At 40.2% G+C, this 22,460-nt stretch carries 21 protein-coding genes and 1 riboswitch; of the genes, 17 read left to right on the forward strand and 4 right to left on the reverse strand.

The annotated features are described in order from the left end of the window. The first annotated feature begins 136 nt into the window (after positions 1–136). Positions 137–238: riboswitch (purine riboswitch) on the forward strand. Positions 239–526: 288 nt separating this feature from the next. The 13 genes from purE (at position 527) to purD (ending at position 13,854) form a co-directional block, all read left to right on the forward strand. After that, positions 527–1,012, forward strand: coding sequence for a 5-(carboxyamino)imidazole ribonucleotide mutase (purE, locus tag DL897_RS15980; protein WP_113660129.1), 486 nt, complete (start codon positions 527–529; stop codon positions 1,010–1,012). Next, positions 1,013–2,221 carry a 5-(carboxyamino)imidazole ribonucleotide synthase gene (gene purK, locus DL897_RS15985; RefSeq protein ID WP_113660130.1) on the forward strand — a complete coding sequence of 403 codons (1,209 nt, stop codon included), beginning with the start codon at positions 1,013–1,015 and terminating at the stop codon, positions 2,219–2,221. A 1-nt stretch (position 2,222) separates the two neighbouring features. Next, positions 2,223–3,518 carry an adenylosuccinate lyase gene (gene purB / locus DL897_RS15990; protein ID WP_113660131.1) on the forward strand — a complete coding sequence of 432 codons (1,296 nt, stop codon included), beginning with the start codon at positions 2,223–2,225 and terminating at the stop codon, positions 3,516–3,518. 77 nt (positions 3,519–3,595) lie between these two features. Next, positions 3,596–4,306 carry a phosphoribosylaminoimidazolesuccinocarboxamide synthase gene (gene purC, locus DL897_RS15995; RefSeq protein ID WP_113660132.1) on the forward strand — a complete coding sequence of 237 codons (711 nt, stop codon included), beginning with the start codon at positions 3,596–3,598 and terminating at the stop codon, positions 4,304–4,306. Then, entirely contained in the window at positions 4,299–4,550 is a 252-nt protein-coding gene (gene purS / locus DL897_RS16000) for a phosphoribosylformylglycinamidine synthase subunit PurS (RefSeq protein ID WP_113660133.1), read from the forward strand. The genes purC and purS overlap by 8 nt, the downstream gene beginning before the upstream one ends. Continuing rightward, positions 4,550–5,233, forward strand: a complete 684-nt coding sequence (gene purQ / locus DL897_RS16005; RefSeq protein WP_113660134.1) for a phosphoribosylformylglycinamidine synthase subunit PurQ — start codon at positions 4,550–4,552, stop codon at positions 5,231–5,233. The genes purS and purQ overlap by 1 nt, the downstream gene beginning before the upstream one ends. Continuing rightward, on the forward strand, positions 5,220–7,508 hold the full coding sequence (gene purL / locus DL897_RS16010; protein WP_113660135.1) for a phosphoribosylformylglycinamidine synthase subunit PurL: 2,289 nt from the start codon (positions 5,220–5,222) through the stop codon (positions 7,506–7,508). The genes purQ and purL overlap by 14 nt, the downstream gene beginning before the upstream one ends. Continuing rightward, a complete protein-coding gene (purF, locus tag DL897_RS16015) occupies positions 7,472–8,905 on the forward strand; it encodes an amidophosphoribosyltransferase (RefSeq protein WP_113660136.1) in 1,434 nt (477 codons plus the stop codon). The genes purL and purF overlap by 37 nt, the downstream gene beginning before the upstream one ends. Next, complete coding sequence (purM, locus tag DL897_RS16020; RefSeq protein ID WP_113660137.1) at positions 8,902–9,933, forward strand: phosphoribosylformylglycinamidine cyclo-ligase; 1,032 nt, start codon at positions 8,902–8,904, stop codon at positions 9,931–9,933. The genes purF and purM overlap by 4 nt, the downstream gene beginning before the upstream one ends. A gap of 2 nt (positions 9,934–9,935) precedes the next feature. Further along, positions 9,936–10,523, forward strand: a complete 588-nt coding sequence (gene purN / locus DL897_RS16025) for a phosphoribosylglycinamide formyltransferase (RefSeq protein ID WP_240627474.1) — start codon at positions 9,936–9,938, stop codon at positions 10,521–10,523. A 116-nt stretch (positions 10,524–10,639) separates the two neighbouring features. Further along, positions 10,640–12,172, forward strand: coding sequence for a bifunctional phosphoribosylaminoimidazolecarboxamide formyltransferase/IMP cyclohydrolase (gene purH, locus DL897_RS16030; protein ID WP_113660139.1), 1,533 nt, complete (start codon positions 10,640–10,642; stop codon positions 12,170–12,172). 81 nt (positions 12,173–12,253) lie between these two features. Beyond that, entirely contained in the window at positions 12,254–12,532 is a 279-nt protein-coding gene (locus DL897_RS16035) for a hypothetical protein (protein WP_113660140.1), read from the forward strand. 38 nt (positions 12,533–12,570) lie between these two features. Then, positions 12,571–13,854 carry a phosphoribosylamine--glycine ligase gene (gene purD / locus DL897_RS16040; protein WP_113660141.1) on the forward strand — a complete coding sequence of 428 codons (1,284 nt, stop codon included), beginning with the start codon at positions 12,571–12,573 and terminating at the stop codon, positions 13,852–13,854. Between the two features lie 182 nt (positions 13,855–14,036). Here purD and DL897_RS16045 read toward each other — a convergent pair whose 3' ends face one another. Beyond that, positions 14,037–14,249 (reverse strand): hypothetical protein, encoded by a 213-nt coding sequence (locus DL897_RS16045; protein ID WP_113660142.1) that lies wholly within the window; start codon positions 14,247–14,249, stop codon positions 14,037–14,039. Between the two features lie 968 nt (positions 14,250–15,217). On the opposite strand from DL897_RS16045, the gene DL897_RS16050 reads away from it, so the two are divergent. The 3 genes from DL897_RS16050 (at position 15,218) to rlmD (ending at position 19,052) form a co-directional block, all read left to right on the forward strand. Continuing rightward, the gene (locus tag DL897_RS16050; protein WP_113660143.1) at positions 15,218–16,519 is read left to right on the forward strand and encodes an NCS2 family permease; all 1,302 of its coding nucleotides are present in this window, start codon (positions 15,218–15,220) and stop codon (positions 16,517–16,519) included. A 139-nt stretch (positions 16,520–16,658) separates the two neighbouring features. After that, positions 16,659–17,543: a diacylglycerol kinase gene (locus tag DL897_RS16055; RefSeq protein WP_113660144.1), complete on the forward strand. Its 885-nt coding sequence runs from the start codon at positions 16,659–16,661 to the stop codon at positions 17,541–17,543. 138 nt (positions 17,544–17,681) lie between these two features. Beyond that, positions 17,682–19,052: a 23S rRNA (uracil(1939)-C(5))-methyltransferase RlmD gene (gene rlmD, locus DL897_RS16060; RefSeq protein WP_113660145.1), complete on the forward strand. Its 1,371-nt coding sequence runs from the start codon at positions 17,682–17,684 to the stop codon at positions 19,050–19,052. 152 nt (positions 19,053–19,204) lie between these two features. Here rlmD and DL897_RS16065 read toward each other — a convergent pair whose 3' ends face one another. Next, positions 19,205–19,783, reverse strand: coding sequence for a peroxiredoxin family protein (locus DL897_RS16065; RefSeq protein ID WP_168188844.1), 579 nt, complete (start codon positions 19,781–19,783; stop codon positions 19,205–19,207). Continuing rightward, positions 19,780–20,394, reverse strand: coding sequence for a hypothetical protein (locus DL897_RS16070; protein WP_113660146.1), 615 nt, complete (start codon positions 20,392–20,394; stop codon positions 19,780–19,782). The genes DL897_RS16065 and DL897_RS16070 overlap by 4 nt, the downstream gene beginning before the upstream one ends. A gap of 511 nt (positions 20,395–20,905) precedes the next feature. Here DL897_RS16070 and DL897_RS16075 point away from each other — a divergent pair. Further along, positions 20,906–21,487, forward strand: a complete 582-nt coding sequence (locus DL897_RS16075) for an N-acetylmuramoyl-L-alanine amidase family protein (protein ID WP_113660147.1) — start codon at positions 20,906–20,908, stop codon at positions 21,485–21,487. 114 nt (positions 21,488–21,601) lie between these two features. On the opposite strand, the gene DL897_RS16080 is transcribed toward DL897_RS16075, so the two are convergent. Then, entirely contained in the window at positions 21,602–22,459 is an 858-nt protein-coding gene (locus tag DL897_RS16080; RefSeq protein ID WP_113660148.1) for a D-Ala-D-Ala carboxypeptidase family metallohydrolase, read from the reverse strand. Between the last annotated feature and the right edge of the window lies 1 nt (position 22,460).

Here is a 22,460-nt window from a genome sequence, read left to right on the forward strand (position 1 = left end):
ATAATACATTCAGGTTAGTTTTTTAGACTATCAATAAATATTTTAACTAGGATAATCGTTAAATGCGAACCTTTTTAATGTATTGGTGAAAAAACGTTCGTATTTATGTTGACTCTATATGGCGACACTGTTACACTATGGTTGAAAAAGGATTTCTCATATATGCTTGGGGATATGGCCTGAGTGTTTCTACCGGGAAACCGTAAATTTCCTGACTATGAGAAAAGTCTTGTTTAGGTGCGAAATGAAGTATGTTGCAAATCATGGAATTTTGTCTTTTGGGGATCAAGGTTCCAATTAGTTTACTTATGGCAACAGCTTTTCATTGCCTAAACAGTGGTTTTTCTCAGGGGTATCTGTTTTATGCGGATTTAATCTGGGGAAAGGGCTGTTTAGGCTATTTTTATTCTTAGAAACTATATGGACTGATAAGGCTACGGGAGTGAGTGGGGAAGCGATAAACGGATTTTTTTAGAATGTAACCTCACTTAAATAAATTGAAGATCCATATAAGGAGCAAAGCAATATGGAAAAAGTAAAAGTGAGTGTAATAATGGGAAGCACTTCGGACTGGCCAACCATGAAAAAAACATGTGAAGTATTAAACGAACTTAATATTCCTTATGAAAAAAAAGTAGTTTCAGCTCACCGCACTCCAGATGAAATGTACCGATTTGCCGAAGAAGCTGAAGAAAGAGGAATTGATGTCATCATTGCTGGAGCTGGAGGAGCAGCACATTTACCAGGTATGGTAGCGGCGAAGACCCTTTTACCAGTGATTGGAGTTCCGATTCGTTCTTCTGCTTTAAATGGATTGGACTCTTTGCTTTCGATTGTACAGATGCCAGGAGGCGTACCTGTGGCAACGGTAGCAATAGGTGATGCAGGCGCAGTGAATGCCGGATTATTGGCAGCGGAAATTTTAGGCATCAAAGATTCAGCAATTCGTCAGAAGCTAAAAGTGCGTCGTGAAACGATTCGAGAACGAGTACTAAAGGAAAGTGATCTTTAAATGAAGCAGAGACAAAATCATTGGTCACCAGGCCAAACCATTGGCATTTTAGGTGGTGGGCAGCTAGGAAGAATGGCCATTTTAGAGGGGAAAAAGCTTGGTTATCGCTTTGTAACGATGGACCCAGCAGAAGACTGTCCCGCTAGCCAAGTAGCAGATGAACATATTGTTGCGAGATATGATGATCAAGAAGCTGCTCATAAGCTTGCCCAGAAATCGGATGTGATCCTTTATGAATTTGAAAATATCGATCCTCATCTCGTTCGATTGATAGAGAACCTAAAGCCTGTCCCGCAAGGGAGTCGTCTCTTATCGATCACTCAGCATCGTCTTAAGGAAAAGCAAGCATTAGCATCTGCAAACATTCCGATCGCGCCATATCGTGCTGTTCATTCACAGGAAGACTTACAAGCTGCGATCCAAGAAGTGGGGATCCCTGGAGTGTTAAAAACAGCGACAGGAGGTTATGATGGAAAAGGGCAATGGCGTATCCATGCTTGGGAAGATGTAAAAAGGTTACCACAAACGATATTTACTGAGAATCATTCATTGATCTATGAGCAATTTGTCCCCTTTATTAAAGAAGTATCAGTTGTAGTTGCCCGAAATAGTGAAGGGGATATCGAAGCATTTCCACCTGTTGTCAATCTTCATCGTCACCATATTTTGCATATGACAATTGCACCAGGACCAATGGAAGCCGAGTCGTTTGTCCATGCAAAGCGTTTAGCCATCCAGGTGGCTGAGCAGCTTCAAATAGTCGGTTTAATCGCAGTAGAAATGTTTTTATTACAAGATGGAAGACTATGGGTGAATGAGTTAGCTCCACGTCCTCATAATTCTGGACATTATACGCTTGATGCTTGTGTTACTTCACAATTTGAACAGTTGATCCGAGCAGTATGTGGTTTACCTTTGCAATCACCTCAGTTAATTTCACCCACGGCGGTGATGGTGAATATTTTGGGGGAACATGTTCAGAAATTCCAAGCCGAAATGGGGCGTCTACCTTCTCAAGGCAAAGTACATTGGTATGGAAAAACAGAAGCGAAACGAGGAAGGAAAATGGGGCATATGACCATACTCGCTGAAACCTTATCAGAAGCGTTAAATATTGCTGATCAATTACCCATTTGGTCCTCATTGACAGAAGCAGAAAAACAGGCGATTATAGCTAAATCAACCGTACGAGAAGGAGTTGGAAATTAGTATGATACAACGTTATTCGCGTCCGGAGATGACCGCGATCTGGACAGAGGAAAATCGTTTTAAAGCGTGGTTAGAAGTAGAAATTCTTGCTTGTGAGGCATGGGCAGAGTTAGGAGTAATTCCTAAAGAAGATGTATCCCTTATTCGGCAAAATGCGAAAATCAATGTTGAAAGAATTCATGAAATTGAACAAGAAACCCGTCATGATGTGGTTGCTTTTACTCGAGCTGTTGCTGAAACATTGGGTTCTGAGTCGAAATGGGTGCATTATGGTTTAACTTCCACTGATGTCGTAGATACAGCTTTATCTTATCTCATGAAGCAGGCAAATGAAATTCTACTCCAAGATGTGGATCGTTTTATCGAGATTTTAAAAAATAAAGCGATTGAGCATAAGTATACCGTTATGATGGGACGTACCCATGGTGTACATGCAGAGCCAACAACCTTTGGCTTAAAGATGGCACTTTGGTATGCCGAAATGAAACGGAATCGCGAGCGGTTGTTACAAGCGATCGAGACAGTACGTGTAGGTAAAATCTCTGGAGCTGTAGGAACCTACGCAAATATTGATCCATTTGTAGAAAAATATGTTTGTGAAAAGCTTGGTTTGGAGCCATCACCTATTTCAACCCAGACTTTACAACGTGATCGCCATGCAGCTTATTTATCTACGTTAGCTTTAATCGCAACTTCACTTGAGAAGTTTGCTATTGAAATTCGAGGACTACAGAAGAGCGAAGTTCGTGAGGTAGAGGAATCATTTAAAAAAGGACAAAAAGGCTCTTCAGCAATGCCACATAAACGTAACCCGATTGGTTCTGAAAATATTACAGGATTATCACGAGTCATTCGTGGTTACATGATGTCAGCCTATGAAAATGTTCCTCTATGGCATGAACGGGATATTTCTCATTCTTCTGTTGAGCGCGTTATTTTACCTGATGCTACTATTTTGCTGAACTATATGTTAAATCGTTTTGCAGGTATTGTAAGAGAGCTAACTGTTTTCCCTGAGAATATGAAACGCAATATGGATCGGACATTTGGTCTTATTTATTCACAACGTGTTTTACTTAGCCTTATTGATAAAGGGCTAAAGCGTGAAGAAGCCTATGATCGTGTACAACGTTTAGCGATGAAAGCCTGGGAAGAACAGCGGCAATTTAGACCATTGGTAGAAGCAGATGAATGGATCTCTAGCACATTAAGCTCAGCAGAAATCGAGGATTGTTTCAATTATCAATACCATTTAAAACAAGTAGATACCATCTTTACACGCTTAGGTCTTGAATAAGACCTAAGCGTAACTTAGGAAATGTCAATAATTTAAACGGTGAGCTAGCAAAATCAAAACGTAAAAGGGTGGGGGAAATGGAGCAACTCTTATATGAGGGAAAAGCAAAACAGTTATTTACGACAGAAGACCCAAACGTATTACGTGTGAAATATAAAGATGATGCCACCGCTTTTAATGGAGAGAAAAAAGCAAAGCTAGAAGGGAAAGGTGAGCTGAATAATCGCATTACAGCGAAGTTTTTCCAATATCTAGCGGAACGAGGTATACCAAACCACTTTATCAAGGTGATTTCTCCGACAGAACAATTAGTAAAAAAAATGAACATGATTCCTTTGGAGGTGGTGGTACGTAATCGAGTAGCGGGTTCACTAATCAAACGTATAGGGTTGTCAGAGGGGTTTAAGCTAAGCCAGCCTATCATCGAGTTTTACTATAAACAGGATGAATTGGGAGATCCCCTTCTCAATCAGGATCATATTGCTGTACTTGAGCTAGCAACCGAAGAGCAATTGATGGAAATGAAAAAAATCGCTAAACAGGTGAATCTGCTTCTCAATGAGTGGGCTGAGCAGCAACATATTATTCTTGTTGATTTTAAGTTAGAATTTGGTTCTTTGGATGGAAAGATCCTATTAGCCGATGAGATCTCACCAGATACTTGTCGCTTTTGGGATAAGCAGTCAGGTGAAATATTAGATAAAGATCGCTTTCGCAAGGACTTAGGACAAGTCACTGATGCATATCAAGAAATCTTATTACGATTGGGAGGAAATGAAGATGTTTAAAGCGACTATTTTTGTCACTTTAAAAGAAAGTGTGCTGGATCCACAGGGAGTAGCAGTGAAAAATTCTTTACATTCGCTGGGGTTAGAGAATGTGCATGAAGTACGGATTGGAAAGCGATTAGAGGTATTTTTGGATCAAGTGGATCGCAAGCAAGCAGAAGCACAAGTCCAGATGATGTGTGAAAAGCTACTTGCTAATCCAGTGATGGAAAATTACCGATATGAGCTGGAGGAGGTTTCCTAATGCACTTTGCTGTTCCCATTTTCCCCGGTTCTAATTGTGACCGTGACACGATTCATGCGATTGAGGATGTATTAGATCAACCTGTTACAGCAGTTTGGCATCAGGATTCCGATTTGAAAAAATTTGACGCAATCATCATACCTGGTGGCTTTTCATATGGAGATTATTTACGAACAGGTGCACTTGCAGCACAGTCTCCCATCATGGAAGGGATCCGTGAAGCGGCCGACCAAGGTAAATTAGTGCTAGGTATTTGTAATGGATTCCAGATTTTACTGGAAACAGGATTATTACCTGGAGCGATGCGAAGAAATGATCATCTACAATTCAGATGTAGTATATCTCGTTTATCTGTAGAAAATACCCAAACTCCCTTTACGCTTGGCTTTAGTCAAGGGGAGCAGATTCGAATCCCGATTGCCCATATTGAAGGCAACTATTACTGTGATGAGGAGACTTTACAGGAACTACAGCAAAAGGGACAGATTATCTTCCGCTATGCAGGTGAAAACCCGAATGGATCCATCGATTATATTGCAGGGATTTGTAATGAGAGAAGAAATGTATTAGGGATGATGCCACATCCAGAGCGAGCCATCTTCGATTGGATGGGGTCTACCGATGGAGTCAAGTTGTTTACTTCGATGCTTCAATATTGGAAGGAGAATAATGGTGCAGCTTAAACAAAAAGTGATCAGCTTACCCAATGAACCTACGCCTGAGATGATTCGTGAACAAACCCTATATAAAGAGCTTGGACTGAAGTCGGAAGAGTATGAACAAATCATTCATCATCTGAAACGCTTACCCACTTGGACCGAATTGGGGATCTATAGTGTGATGTGGTCTGAACATTGTAGCTATAAGAATTCGAAAACACTACTTAAACAATTCCCTACACAGGGATCCCGTGTTTTACAAGGACCTGGTGAAGGAGCAGGGGTGATCGATATTGGCGATGAGCAAGCGGTCGTCTTTAAGATTGAAAGCCATAACCACCCCTCAGCAGTTGAGCCATTTCAAGGAGCAGCGACAGGAGTGGGCGGAATTATTCGTGATGTCTTTTCGATGGGAGCAAGACCGATTGCACTTTTAAACTCGCTCCGCTTTGGAGATTTAAAGTCGTCCGCACGTGTCCGCTATTTATTTGAACAAGTGGTAGCAGGTATTGCTCATTACGGAAACTGTATGGGAATTCCTACGGTTGGTGGAGAAGTGGTATTTGATCCATCTTATGAAGGAAACCCATTGGTTAATGCCATGTGTGTAGGGCTTTTGAAGCATGATGAACTCCAAAAAGGAGTAGCTCAGGGTGTTGGAAATCCGGTGATTTATGTGGGGGCAAGGACAGGACGTGATGGGATTCATGGTGCTACGTTTGCTTCTGAAGAGTTAAATGAGACCTCGGAAAGCAAAAGACCTGCTGTTCAAGTTGGCGACCCATTTATGGAGAAGCTGCTTTTAGAAGCTTGTATGGAAATGGTTGAGCAAAAGGATTTATTGCTTGGTATTCAAGATATGGGAGCAGCCGGACTTACCTGTTCCAGTGCGGAGATGGCCGCTAAAGGTGGATATGGTATGGACCTAAATTTAGATCTGGTTCCGAGGCGTGAACAAGGTATGACTCCATATGAAATTATGCTCTCTGAATCGCAAGAGCGTATGCTTCTCGTTGTGGAACAAGGGAGAGAAAGCGAAGTTCAAGCGATTTGTGATAAATGGGGCTTAACCTCAGCAGTCATCGGACGAGTAAGCGAAGGAGATCGCTATCGTTTATTTTTCCAAGGTGAGCTAGTAGCCGATATCCCTCTTCGCACACTCGTTGATGCTGCTCCTTGCTATGTACAAGCACAAAAAGTACCGGATTATTATAGAGAAAATGAATCAGTTTGTCCAGAAGAACAACTTCAACATATCGATCCACAAGTAGGATTACATCAGGTTGTTTCCTCTGTCAATCTAGCAAGTAAACGTTGGATATATCAACAGTACGACCATATGGTTCAGGCAAGTACAGCCGTATGTCCAGGTTCTGATGCTGCAGTAATCGCAATTCGTGGCACAGATAAAGCTTTAGCGATGAGTACGGATGGTAATGCTCGATATGTTTATTTGGATCCAGTCCAAGGTGGTCGAATTGCTGTGGCTGAAGCAGCCCGAAATGTCGTCTGTACAGGGGCGGAGCCACTCGGTTTAACCGACTGTTTGAATTTTGGTAGTCCCGAAAAACCAGAAGTATACTGGCAGTTAGCTGGAGCGATTCAAGGAATGAGTGAGGCTTGTCAAGAACTAAATACCCCTGTTGTTGGTGGGAATGTGAGTTTATACAACGAGACGAAAGGGCAAGCCATTTATCCAACTCCAGTGGTCGGTATGGTAGGGTTAATTACCAGCCGCAAGCATATCATGACTCAATCGTTTAAACAAGCAGGTGATGTCATTCTACTGCTAGGTGAAACATTGGCTGAGTTAGGTGGTAGTGAGCTACAAAGTTTGGTGACAGGAAAAATAAGCGGTCGTCCTCCTGTGCTTGACCTTGAGAAAGAAAAGAAAGTACAGCAGGTAGTATTGCATGCGATTCGTCATGGCTTCGTTCACTCAGCTCATGATCTAGCAGAAGGTGGACTGGCTATGTCCTTAGCAGAATCCTGTATCGCGGGCGGATTAGGAGCCAATGTTACGGCAAAAACCCAGCTATCAGCGTTAACCTATTTATTTAGTGAAAGCCAGTCTCGTATTTTACTAAGTGTACCTGAGAATCAGGCTTGGCATTTGATTGCATTGGCTGAAGATATGGGAGTGAAGTGTACTCATCTCGGTGAAGTAATCGAAGTTCCAGAAATGCGTATTTGTATCAATGGAGAATCCGTCATTCATGAATCCGTACAGGAATTAACCCGAAAGTATGAGGAGGCCATTCCATGCGCGATGAGTCCATCTTTGACCTCGACCAATTAAATGAGGAATGTGGTGTCTTTGCTGTGTTTGGTCACCCTGAAGCAGCCCGTCTCACTTATTATGGCTTACACGCTTTACAGCATCGTGGTCAAGAAAGTGCTGGTATTGTAACCACAGATGGTGAACAGTTTCGAGTTCATCGTGGGATGGGATTGGTCACAGAAGTATTTCAAAATGACCAGCTCGAACGATTGACTGGACAAATAGCGATTGGCCATGTACGTTATTCGACAACAGGTGGAACAGGTCTTAAGAATGCACAGCCGCTCGTCTTTAACCAAGCTCAAGGGGAATTAGCCATAGCGACCAATGGAAATTTGGTTAATGCTGTACGGCTACGGAGAGAGTTAGAGACAACAGGCTCCATTTTACAAACCACCACAGATACTGAAGTCATCGCTCATTTTATGGCTCGTTCACAGAAAGAGACACTTCAAAAACAAGTAAAAGAAGCATTAAATCGAGTTGTTGGAGCCTATGCATTGTTGATTTTGACCAATCAGGAATTGATCGTGGCTTTAGATCCACATGGATTGCGTCCTCTTTCGCTTGGGATGTTAGAAGATGCATATATTTTTTCCTCTGAAACTTGTGCTTTTGAGGTAGTTGGAGCTAAGTTTATCCGTGAAATTCAACCGGGTGAACTTTTGGTGTTAAATCGTGAAGGGATGGTTTCTACTCATTTTACAAAGCCACAACCCAGGTCGATCTGCTCCTTTGAATATATTTATTTTGCGCGACCTGATAGTGATCTGGGTGGGATTAATATCCATCAAGCACGTAAACGGTTAGGGAAAAAGCTATATGAAGAAGCTCCTGTAGAGGCAGATGTAGTTACTGGTGTTCCTGATTCAAGTATTTCGGCTGCGATCGGTTTTGCCGAAGCCGCACAAATTCCCTACGAATTAGGGTTAATTAAGAATCGTTATGTAGGTCGCACTTTTATCCAACCAACACAAGAGTTACGAGAGCAAGGTGTACGGATGAAGCTAAATGCTGTACGTGAAGTGGTAGCTGGTAAACGAGTGGTCATGGTTGATGATTCGATTGTTCGTGGTACCACCAGTCGCCGTATTGTTAATCTATTGCGTGAGGCTGGGGCAATCGAAGTCCATATACGAGTAAGCTCTCCACCTGTGATTGGTCCTTGTTTTTATGGAATAGATATTGCAGATAAAAAAGCATTAATCGCCGCAAATCATTCGCTGGATGAAATGTGTAAAATTCTAGGAGCTGATAGTTTATCATTCCTAAGTGTTGAAGGCATGTTAGAAGCGATTGGTCGCCCTGAAAATGAAAAAAATCGAGGGCACTGTCTTGCTTGCTTTACAGAACAGTATCCGACTTTAATCGAAGAAGAAAATCAGTATCCGATGGTGTTAGGAGGAGAACGATGAGCGAGGCATATAAGGCAGCAGGGGTAGATATTGATGCAGGAAACGAGATGGTACAGCGAATTCGTAAACATGTCAAGCGAACTGTTCGTCCAGAAGTTATAGGAGATGTAGGTGGTTTTGCTGGATTATTTGCACTTCAAAGTTATGATCAGCCGGTATTAGTATCAGCCACCGATGGTGTAGGAACTAAGCTGAAAATTGCGTTTGCTTTGGATCGCCATGATACGATTGGGATCGACTGTGTTGCGATGTGTGTCAATGATATTGTCGTACAAGGAGCGGAACCGCTTTTTTTCCTTGACTATTTAGCCACTGGACACCTAGATCCTAAACAGGCAGAAATGATTGTAAAAGGAATTGCGGATGGTTGCGAGCAAGCAGGCTGTGCATTACTGGGCGGAGAAACAGCAGAGATGCCAGGAATGTATCAAGATCAGGAATATGATCTAGCTGGATTTTGTGTTGGTGTGGTTGAGCGAGATCAGATATTGCCACGAAAAGATATTCGAGTAGGAGATCAATTGATTGGACTAGCATCCAATGGACTTCATAGTAATGGCTTTTCATTGGTAAGAAAGGTACTCTTATCGGACTCATCCGTTGACTTCAAAGAGCGAGTACCGGGTAGTGAATCGACATGGGAGGAAGAACTTCTTACACCGACACGGATTTATGTCCGCTCGTTTTTAGCTTTACAAAAATGCTTTACGATAAAAGGTGGAGCGCATATTACTGGGGGTGGGTTAGTCGAAAATGTCCCCCGGATCTTACCTGCTGGCTTAATGGCTCAGGTCGATATGCATTCATGGGAAGTCCCACCTATCTTTCGTTTTCTTGCCGAAAAAGGACAGGTATCTCGGCAAGAGATGTATCGGATATTCAATATGGGGATTGGAATGGTATTCGTTGTATCTGAAAGTGAAGTCGAGGAAGTCATTCAAGCTGCCTCAGAATTAGGCGAAAAAGCTTATCACATCGGACAGATCGTTTCAGGAGATCAAGGATTCGTATTTACAGGAGGGGAATAGGTGTGAGTATTGCTGTATTCGCTTCGGGAAGTGGAAGCAACTTTCAAAGTCTTGTCGAAGTGGCAAGACAAGAGCACTGGCCTGAACAAATTTCACTTTTAATATGTGATCGTCCCGGAGCTAAAGTTTTAAAGCGCGCTCAAGCTCTTGATGTAGAGAGTTATGCCCTAGCCCCAAAATCATTTGCTGCAAAAGCAAAATATGAGCAAGCCGTTCTTGAAATACTAAAGCAATTTCAAATTCGTTGGATTGTACTCGCTGGCTATATGCGTTTAATCGGTCCTACTTTGCTTACTGCTTATTCTAATCGAATTGTTAATATTCATCCTTCTTTATTGCCTGCTTTTCCGGGCAAAAATGCGATTGAACAAGCTTTTAGCTATCCAGTTAAGGTCTCAGGAGTAACGATTCACTTTGTCGATGAAGGAATGGATACAGGACCCATTATTGCTCAGACACCAATTGAAATTGCACCCGAAGATACCATCGAAACTTTTGCTAAAAAAGTTCATCAAGTTGAACATAAGCTTTATCCACGTGTTGTATATGATTTAATTACAGGGAAGATATCTTGTCCAAGTTTAGACTAAGGGTATAAGCCAGTAGTGTCGATTTGTGTATTAATGGAGGCAAAAACGCTTCTCTTCGTTTATTTATCGCTAGTAAATCGATATTACTTATAAATAGTAGGAGGGGAGAAAGCTAGATGAAACGTGCCTTAATTAGTGTATCAAATAAAACTGGAATTGTAGAATTTGCCCAAAAGCTAGTCAATCAGCAAATAGAATTGATTTCAACAGGAGGAACCTATCGTACTCTTCAAGAAGCAGGAATTCCGGTTACAGCTATTTCTGAAGTGACGGATTTCCCAGAGCTGTTAGATGGTCGTGTTAAAACCTTACATCCGAAAATTCATGGCGGTCTCCTTGCAATCCGTGATCTAAAAACACATCAACAACAGATGGAAGATAATGGTATCAAACCGATTGATTTGGTTATTGTTAATCTATATCCTTTCCAGCAAACAATATCGAAGCCAGATGTTTCATTTGCCGAAGCGATTGAAAATATTGATATCGGTGGGCCAACTATGGTACGGGCTGCTGCCAAAAACCACCAATATGTAACTGTTATTGTTGATCCTCAGGACTATGATGCGATTGCCAATGAAATTATTGCACAAGGTATGCCATCTTTAGAAACAAGAAAACGTTTAGCTGCCAAGGCTTTTAGTCATACAGCTGCTTATGATGCACTCATTGCCCAGTATCTCAATCAACAATTAGGTATCCAATTCCCAGAACAGTTAACTGTTACTTTCAATCAAGTAAGCCCTTTACGTTATGGAGAAAATCCACATCAGCAGGCTGCTTTTTATCAAGAACCATTAGCACAAAAGGGACAGATTGCGAAGGCGAAACAGCTACATGGAAAAGAATTATCTTATAACAATATCAATGATGCTAATGCTGCATGGGAAATGGTTACTGAATTTAGTGAACCTACCGTTGTTGCTGTGAAACACATGAATCCTTGTGGAGTGGGAACAGGTTCAACGTTATTTGATGCATACCAAAAAGCGTATGAAGCGGATCCTGTATCCATTTTTGGTGGCATTATCGCATGTAATCGGCCCGTTGACTTGGAAACTGCACAAAAAATGAAAGAAATCTTCCTCGAGATTATTTTGGCCCCTCATTTTACAGAAGAAGCCTTAGCTGTTTTACAGAAGAAGAAAAATCTGCGTTTACTTCAGTTAGAACTAGATACAGTCAGAACAACAGACTGGAAGCTACAATCTGTAGATGGAGGCTTGCTAGTCCAAGATATCGATCATCATCAGATTCAACCGACTGAGTGTCGTGTTGTAACTGATCGTGAACCAACCTCAGCCGAATGGGAACAGCTCTTATTTGCTTGGAAAGTAGTCAAGCATGTCAAATCCAATGCGATTGTCCTCGCAAAAGAAGAAAGGACCATTGGAGTAGGGGCTGGACAAATGAATCGCGTCGGAGCAGCGAAAATCGCAATTGAACAAGCAGGAAAAGAAGCTAAGGGAGCTGTGTTAGCTTCAGATGCATTCTTCCCAATGAAGGATACGGTAGAAGTAGCAGCTGCCGCAGGAATTACCGCCATTATCCAACCAGGTGGTTCGGTTCGCGATGAAGAGTCAATCAAAGAAGCGAATAAACATGGAATTGCGATGGTATTTACGGGGGTACGTCACTTTAAACACTAATAGTTAGAATGAGTATCAATGTATCGGGTTCACTTCATTCTGCGTATACTATGGAAAATAAGCAGAAGAGGTGAACCACTGATGCAACTTTTACGCTGGGCACTTCTGTGGATTGTAGGTGCTGTCTTGGTTACGGGAATCATGCAATATTTGATAGATGGTTGGAACTTAACCTTATGGCAGACTGAAATTCGCATGGTTGCTAGTGCTTTTTTCTTTATTGCACTGATCGTTGGTGGAGTTTTAACGACTGAAAAAGCTTATTATAGTAAAAAACGTTCTTTTTATCGAGAAGATTGGTCATTGATCTGTATTATTGTTACGATTGCTTTATTTGGGATTAGCTATTTCTTATCATAAAGATGATAAGACAAGCTAAAATGGGGGAGGAGAAGCATTTGCGAGTATTCATTATTGGCAGTGGTGGGAGAGAGCATGCCTTAGCTTGGAAATTAAGTCAAAGTCCACAAGTGACAGAAATATATTGTGCACCTGGTAATGGCGGAATTGCAGAGATAGCAACTTGTATCTCTATTTCGGCGACAGATATAGAAGGACTCTTGAAGTTTGCTAAAGAGAAACAGATTGATTTAACGATTGTAGGTCCAGAAGCTCCTTTACTAGAAGGGATTGTTGATCGATTTAAAGAGCACAACTTACCTATTTTTGGACCCGAAAAATTAGCAGCGCGAATTGAAGGAAGCAAACGTTTTGCTAAAGAGCTTATGCAAAAATATGATATTCCAACAGCTACTTTTCGCTCATTTACCAATGCTGAAGTGGCTAAAGAATATGTACGAAGTCATGGAGTTCCCATTGTTGTAAAAGCAGATGGCCTGGCTGCGGGCAAAGGGGTAGTCGTGGCACATTCAATAGAAGAAGCAGAACTTGCTATTGAAGAGATCATAGAGAAGAATATCTTTGGAGATGCTGGAAGAGAAGTGGTTATTGAGGAATTTTTATCAGGTCAAGAAGTTTCTCTAATGGCATTTGTAGATGGAACAACAGTAAAACCGATGGTGATTTCTCAAGATCACAAGCCCGTATTTGATCATGATCAAGGTCCTAATACTGGAGGAATGGGAGCTTATTCGCCTGTTCCACAAATTCCACAATCGGTTGTCGATGAAGCCATTTCTAGTATTTTAAAGCCCATGGCAGAAGCTATGTATCAGGAGGGACTGCAATATCAAGGTGTTCTTTATGCAGGTTTAATGGTTACAGAAACAGGACCCAAGGTGATTGAATTTAATGCTCGATTAGGTGATCCAGAAACGCAAGTAGTTTTACCACGACTAAAAACGGATTTACTCGAAATACTCTTAGCAATAGTTAACGGAAAATTAGAAGAAATGGAGATAGAGTGGGATCATCAAGCTGCTGTATGTGTTGTAATGGCTGCAGGGGGATATCCTAGTACTTATGAAACGGGCCATCTCATCTCAGGATTGCCGAATGATACAGATCAGCAAGTCATTTTTCATGCAGGAACCAAACGAGCTAATGGTAAGGTATTTACCTCTGGTGGAAGAGTACTCGGAGTAACTGCCTTAGATCAAGATATCCCCAAAGCAAAAGCAAAAACTTATCAACTGGTTCAACAAATCACTTTTACCAATGCACACTATCGAAAAGATATTGCTAATAAAGCACTTTCACATAGCTTTATATTGGACAAGTAAAGCATTTTATAATTTTATATATTGGATGACCCCCTTTGGAAGGTCAGATTATAACAAAGCCATGTCAAAAAAGTCATGGCTTTTTTTGTCAGCCCCAAAGGAAAGCGTATTCAAAAGAGGACTCTTCCCATTTTAAGACTGTGGACTCACCTGAATAGCGAAGTAGGAAGAGCCCTTACTCTCTAACAAATCGTTTGTGAATCCTTTTTTCCCTGAAAACTCATGGCATCAACAGGGATCTTAAACCACCAAGCACCGTCTTTCCGTCTTAAAGGTTGATATCCTAATTTTTTCAAAGTTCGAGCTACTGTCCAACTAGCCGTATAAACGGTGGCGAGGTTAGTGGATTCATCAAATTGAATCACAGTCTCTTTTTCCGCTTCACTAAGTGACATTCTTCTTCACACTCCTCAATAGATCAGTAATCACCGATCAAATGTTCTAATTTGTTTTTTATTCTACCACGTTGTCCTCAGTTTGCCACCTACGAATTTTACACTGTTTATATCCTATTTTTCGACGAATAGTGACATTATTTCCTTCTTATTTCGGAGAAATTACAAAATTTTTTTCTTTCATGCATGAGCACTATAGAGTTTTTATTAAATAAATTAGTGGATTGCCATTGATTTTGGTACGTTAAAGTAGACAGTGATAAATTGACTCTATCATTTGATACCACTTCAGACGATTTTCAAACATGTTTTAATCATTTTTATTGACAAGAAAGAAAAGTTGATTATAGGTGTTGATCGATTTTCTAAATTTGGAAATAAGATTATTGATAATAGATATCGTATAATATTCTGATTAAATCATTTCATGATCTATCAACCATATACCATTATCTAGATAAACTAGCAGACTGTTAGATTGATTTCACCAAAATAGTGTGATTTTTATGACCACCCATCGTTCTGGTTATTTCATAGAGAAAAGGTTCTTTAATCTAACAACCTCCTTTTGGTTTATCTTGGGAATTATTATACAAAAGAGTCAGAATTTATACAATAGGATTGAAATTAATTTTTTTCCAGATGCAATTTTTCATTAAAAAGTAAATAAGTTAGTCTTGCAATAGTGACTTGCTTAAAGAACAGAGATAGCAGAGAGAACATTTGTTCTTATTCTATCATGTTTTTTTTGATTTGCAACTATTTTGTTGATCATCGAAGTGATCATGTTGTTTTTTATTTGATCAGTGAGTAACTCATTTCTTATAGGGGATATTTTATATAGGGTTGAATTTAAGATCAACCAAAAAATTTTTGTAAATGATGTGCATCCAGCTTGCCTTCAATACTAAAAACGAATATTATATTTATATGATTAATATAACTTTCGTGTTTCGGGGGATATTTACATGTTAAGATTGGATAAAAGTACGCCTTTTTCATGGAAAAAAGAAATTTTTGCTGGTTTGACAACTTTTTTTACTATGGCCTATGTCATGGTGGTTAATCCAATAATATTAAAAGATGCAGGAATCCCATTTAGCCAAAGTTTTATGGCTACGATTATTGCAACAATTGTGGGTACGCTTTTGATGGGGGTATTTGCTAAGTACCCCATTGCCATTGCTCCAGCGATGGGATTAAATGCTTATTTTGCCTATTCCGTAGTTAAAGCTCATCAAGGCATGAGTTATCAAGTAGCATTATCTGCTGTGTTTGTAATGGGAATTATCTTTGTATTGATCTCACTTACACCCCTTCGTACTACACTGATCAAAGCGATTCCAGCAAGCCTAAAACATGCTATTACGGCTGGAATTGGTTTATTTATCGCTTTTATTGGGATGCGTATGTCTGGTTTAATCAAGGATCACCCTACTAACCTAGTAGCTTTAGGAGATCTTCATTCTCCTCCTGTCATTTTGACGCTAGTCGGTTTATTTACCACACTGATATGTATTTCACTTAATATTCCAGCTGCCTTATTCATAGGGATGGTCGTGACCGGAATTATCGCATACTTAACAGGGCAACTTCATTTTGACAAAGGGTTTATAGCTGTTCCTTCTATTCCAGAACCGATTGTATTAAATCCAATTCAAGCAGTTAGTGATGTCATTCAATTTGGGTTATATGGTGCAGTATTTTCCTTCTTGTTGGTTACCCTTTTTGATACCACAGGAACCTTCTTAGGAGTTAGTAAGCAAGCGGGTCTTACCAAAGGAGATGAGACGCCCAATTCTTCTCGAGCGATGCTATCGGATTCCATCGCCAGTCTGGTAGGCTCTATCTTTGGTACCAGTCCAACCTCTGCTTATATTGAATCGGCATCTGGTGTTACAGCTGGAGGTCGAACTGGATTTACTGCTGTGGTAGTTGCTATTATGTTCGCTATTTGTGCGTTCTTTAGTCCATTGATGGGTTCTTTAACAGGGGTAGCAGCCATTACCTCTCCTGCACTTATTATTGTCGGTTCCATGATGATTAGCCATGTTCGTTACTTAAACTGGGATCATTATGAAGAATCTTTCCCTGCATTCTTAGTCATTTTAAGTATGCCACTTACATCGAGCATTGCCACAGGGATTTCGCTTGGTTTTATCACCTATCCCATTATGAAAGTGCTAAAAGGTAAGTGGAAGGAAGTTCATCCTTTGATTTATGTTTTTGCCGTTCTCTTTGTGATTCAGCTAATCTTTGTTCCACACTAAATCCTTAGGACAAGATACCTGCTCCTGGATAAGGCAGGTATTTTTCATGTCTGTGAACAAATTTCATTTGTGATAGGTAAAACAGTTATAATAAGCATGAGTGTGTTGGATATGAATTTAATCAGAAGGGGGGATCAATATGCCAAGAGCTCGTTTGATCTATAATCCCACAGCTGGAAGAGAACTGATTAAAAGACAGTTACCGAAAATTCTCGACTGCCTAGAACAAGCGGGATATGAAACTTCTTGTAGAGCGACACAATATTCGTGGCATGCTGCTAAAGAAGCATCTTTGGCTGTTGAACGAGGTTATGATGTAGTCATTGCTGCAGGTGGAGATGGTACGATTCATGAGGTTGTGAATGGAGTTGCTTCATATGAAAATCCCCCAAAGCTAGGTATTTTGCCTGCAGGAACCACAAATGATTTTGCTCGTGCCTTAAAGATACCCAGAGACTTATCAAAAGCTTGTCAAGTAATTGTAGAGGGTAAAACAACCCAAATTGATCTGGGGAAATATGGAGATCGCTATTTTATTAATGTGGCTGCTGTTGGGAAATTAGCGGAAGTAGCTCATGAGGCTCCCAGTCGGCTGAAAACAGTCATTGGTTCCCTCGCATATTATGCTAAAGCCATTGAAAAGATCACTTCATTTCTTAAACCTTACCCTGTCCATATTCAAACAGCTCAAGGAGAATGGGAAGGTGACATCTCTCTTTTGCTACTAACGAACAGTGTTTCCGTTGGAGGCTTTCAAAAAATTGCTCCTGAAGCAAGCATCAATGATGGCTATTTGGATGTGTTGATTATTTCTAAGGTCAACATTCCAGAGCTATTACAATTAGCCGCTCAGGCTTATAAAGGGGAACATATAAAAAGTTCACGAGTCATCTACTTCCAAACCGATCAAATCGAAGTAAAGACGATGGAATCACTTGTGCTAAATTTGGATGGAGAGTATAGTGGTGAAATATGTGGATCTTTTACCGTTGTACCACGCCATTTGGAAGTGTTTTGTCCCTAAAAAACGTTCATCAATGTATGGTGAACGTTTTTTGCTCAAAAGATATAAAGAATGTTAGATCATTCGATTAAAAACAATGAGCGATTTTTTCTTAGCAATTGAACTATAAATAGGAATGATAATAGAGGAAGATGTTTGATGAAGATAAAAAGACCTGTAGAAACTGGGCAAGTGATTGTATATGAAATCACAGGAATTGCCCATAATGGGGTGGGAGTCGGCAAATATCAAGGATTTACAGTTTTCACCCCCTATACAGTACCGGGTGAAAGAATAAAAGCAGAGATTATCCAAGTGAAGAAAAACTATGCAGTTGCTAAAATGCTTGATGTAGAGAACGGTCACTCCCAGCGAGTAAATCCTTCATGCCCTATCTTTAAAGAGTGTGGTGGATGCCAACTTCAACATATTTCATACGAAACACAACTTGCTCTCAAACGACAGCAAGTAGTTGATAATTTAGAGAGGATCGGCGGTTTTAAAAATGTGCTTGTTCATCCCGTTTTGGGTATGAAAGAGCCTTGGCGCTATCGTAATAAAGTCCAAGTGCCCATAGGGATTCAAAATGGAAGAACAGTGGCAGGATTTTATCGTGCAGGCTCTCATGAGATTATTGAGATGGATCAATGTCTGATTCAACCAGAAGAAAGTGATCAGGCTGTTCGTCTAGTCAAACAGCTTGCAGATCAACTAGGAATTACTCCTTATGATGAGAAGAAACATCAAGGGATTTTACGTCATGTCATGGTTCGTACAGGCATACATACACAGGAAATGATGATCGTACTGGTAACGAATGGAGAATCGTTACCTAATAAAAAAGAATTCATTCAAAGATTACATAACTCCTTTCCACAAATGCGTTCACTGATCCAAAATATCAATACAAAACGGACGAATGTCATTTTAGGAGAAAAAAACAAGCTCTTGTGGGGAGAACCAGTCATCTACGATCATATTGGCTCGGTTCGCTATGCTATTTCCCCTCATTCTTTTTTTCAGATAAACCCAGTCCAAACCGAAGTGCTATATGAGCAGGTACGGAAATATGCAGCGCTAACTGGCGAAGAAGTGATCATCGATGCTTATTGTGGAATTGGCACGATTGCGCTCTACTTAGCAGAAGGCGCAAGTCAAGTTTATGGCGTTGAAATTGTTCCTGAAGCGATTCGGGATGCCAAGGTAAATGCGGAGATTAACGGCTATACTCATGTTCACTTTGAAGTAGGTGCAGCGGAAAAAGTAATGCCGAGATGGTTAGAAGAGGGGGTTTATCCCGATGTGGTCATTGTTGACCCACCCCGCAAAGGCTGTCAACCTGAGTTATTGGATGCGATCACCGGGATGAAACCAAAGCGATTAATCTATGTATCCTGTAACCCTGCAACACTGGCCCGTGATGTGAAATATCTACAAGAGCAAGGGTACTATCTCCAAGAAGTACAACCCGTCGATATGTTTCCACAGACCATGCATGTGGAGAGTGTCGCCTTATTAACCTTGAGATAACAGGATTTTTAGCGAGAAATGGATGTAGTCATTTTGACCAAGTTATAATGACTACATCCATTTCTTATTTTTACAAAACTCATCACCTTGGAGTCTACCTTTTTGAGCTAAGTCTTCATATATGTTATCCATTCTACGAATTGAGTTGGATTTTACGATTTGATGTTTTTTACTAAGCTTTCTAGCATGTTCTCATCCATGGGGCCTAATATTTTCTTGACTACTACACCATTTGCATCAAGTATGTAGCTTGTCGGAATCGAAATAGCCTGATACTGAGAGCCAACTGCTCCGTCCTTATCAAGTAGAATGGGAAAGGTGAGTCGATAATCTTTTACAAACTTGCGGATAGCAGCTGTCCCTTTATCCATACTTGTTAGGTTTACGGCTAATATTTCAACCCCATTTTCTTTGTTTTTTTCATAGAATTTCTGCATATGGGGCATTTCAGCTTGGCATGGTGGGCACCATGTAGCCCAAAAATTTAAGATCACCTTTTTTCCTCTATAATCAGAAAGTTTAACAGATTTCCCTTCTAAAGTGACAAGGTTAAACTTCGGAGCAGGCTTTCCTTCTTCAGCCTGCAGAGGTTCTACATTCGGTTGATTCTCTGTGGTAGCAGTTTCCTTTGTTGCATTATCTTTATTTTCATTTGTTTTCCATAAGTTGATAATGACAATAGCCACAGCTATTAGCAGAATGGCGATGGATAAGAGATTTTTCTTATTCAAGTATTTTCACCCGCTTTCTTAGAAAGAATCAGTACAGTGACCCCAGCCCATATGAAAGTGAATGCCTCCATCGAAAAAATAGTATGGAAATAACTGATAATGAGCAGCTCCAACAAGATCCATAGGAGAAACATCTGATAGGAGAGCAACCCCTTTTTCTTTTTTAGGGAGGTAAACAAGAGAAGATAGCACGTGAACAAGATGAGATGAATAGCTGCCTCCAGACCGTTTTTTTCTAAGAGGTGAAAGATCACTTCATAGCCGATCAAGTAAAGCAAAAATAGACAAGTAGATTCTTCGTATATCGAGGAGTTTTTCTTAACCGCAATAAAAAGTAGGTAAAGAGAAAGAGTAATCAATGCTACGATATGCCCCTTTGTCCCACCATTGAAATAAAGAATCGATAAGGGCATGTTAACAAATAAATTAAAATGAAACAGGATATAACTTAGTTTCCAGACAAAAAAATAGAGGATAAAGCTATTCCAATACCACTCTCCTACTTTTGTACCTGTAAGAACTCTATACATGAAAGATGCAGTCAAAAGCGCAATGGAGACAGCAAGCCACGTTGCAGGAATGGATAAGCTACCCAATTGAAAATAAGTCAAGGAAAATCACCATTTTCTAAAATGTTTCATTCAATTGATATAAAAAAGAAAACACTCTGACGCAATGTATTGGACGAACCAGCCCATTAACAGTATGGAGGAAAGAGCAAGTCCAACGCAAGGGGGATCATCCACTAGCAGGGACTGATTATGTATACGTTAAAGTTTAATTAAGAAGAAAAAATCAAAGAAGTTGTTTTTTATATGGAGAATTTAACAAGTTTTTTAATGGACTCATTGTTAAAGTTTGAGCGAATTTTGACTGTTGGCGTTTTGTTCTAGCGAAAGATGGGAAAGTTGAGTAATATAACAAGTGAATAAAATAATTTGTAAGGCGAAATTAAAGTGATCACTTTCACATTTCTTTGACTATTTGGAGTGCTTTAAGCTTATAACTGTTATTTTTTTCAATAGATCAGGTTATTTTTTAAAAAAACTGTGGTAATAGTGATAAATAAACCGAAGTCGATGATCATAACCTTCGAATGGATGTAGTAGGCAGGTGAAGTAGATGAGTATCTTGGTTTGTTTGGACCCGGGACACGGAGGAATGGACCAGGGTGCGGTCGGGTTTGTTCTAAGAGAAAAAGAGGTCTGTTTAGACTTAGCTTATCGAATCGAACGGCAGCTAAAAAAGTATGAGGGAATTCATGTAACCATGACACGATCGATCGATATTGATACATCCCCTGAAGAACGTAGTGAATGGGCGAATCGCCGTCAAGCGGATTTATTTTTAAGCCTTCATACTAATGCCTCCTCAGATCCAAGCGCAACTGGCTTTGCATCTTATGTCAGTGTGATTGCAGGCTCCAAGGCCCGCAGAATTCAATGTTGGTTACACAATCGAATAGTAAGCTTCCTAAGGCCTCTTGGGGTTGCCGACTTAGGAAAGAAAAATGATACAGAGACTCTCGATGGACAGATGATAGAACTACGTCAGGCTCAGATGCCTGCGATTACACTTGGCTCTCTTTTTATTACCCATGCGAAAGATAACGTTCTATTACGTGATTCATTTTTTCGTGATGAATATGCCACGTGCATAGCACAAGGTATAGCTAACATTTATCGATTACCATTAAAATCATAAGTTTATGCAATTATATTTTCTACTTTTGTATTTATTATATGGACTTGATAAGAAACCCAGTTTGCTTTTATCAATAAGCAACTGGGTTTTTTGGGCTGATGGAAGAGTCATCTTTTACCAAGTCCACTGATTGTATTTTGGGTGTGTTTTATAAAATTCTGCGCGTAGATCGAGATAAACAGAAGAGGAAAGAATAGCTACCCCACTAAAGCCACACGTTTTAGCGATGCTGGCAATGGTAGATGGACTGAAAGAGGGGTGTGTTACATCGACACCGATTCCATAAGTCGAGTAGCTATCTGAACTCCCGCCAACTGATTTATTATGAGCGATACTCCGAAAGCCGGAGCGGATACTTAATACCGTTCCCAACTTTTTATTTAATGCCTCAAGACGCCACATGATCATACGAATATTTTCACGAACAACCTCTGGATCTGGTTCATTTCCACCCATGAATTTCATTCCATCTTTAGAGTAAAAATCGGCCCAATCATAATTTATCGTTGAGCCATCATCCTTCTCCAAAGCATTTAATCGATTAGCTACTTCGCTGCTAAATTGAAGCTCTTTGGTAACAGGGTCATAGTCTGGGGTGATCTTATAGGCTTCCATAAAGTTAAGCATTGCTTGACGTGTCAACTGATCAAAATGATTGGTAATACGTACAAACCTAAGGCTTTTATCTGTAATGGTAGTTACATCATCAGTCGATTTATGGATAAATCCACCAATTCGAATCTGTAACTCACGAATCAATCCACTTCGATCTTTTTGCTCGACTTGATCGTTGGGATCGTAAGTAATTGGTAAATATTCGTTAATATTTTCAGGTGCAAAAAGACGCTTTTTGATCGGACTACAAGCCGCTATGGCTTGAGAAGCATGAAAGAACGGTAAGTTAGCTAATCCAATGGTGCCTACTGCACTCAAAGATCCAAGTTTAACAAATTGCCTTCGATTTAACTTCAAG

Source organism: Thermoflavimicrobium daqui (assembly GCF_003313465.1).
Taxonomy (GTDB): domain Bacteria; phylum Bacillota; class Bacilli; order Thermoactinomycetales; family Thermoactinomycetaceae; genus Thermoflavimicrobium; species Thermoflavimicrobium daqui.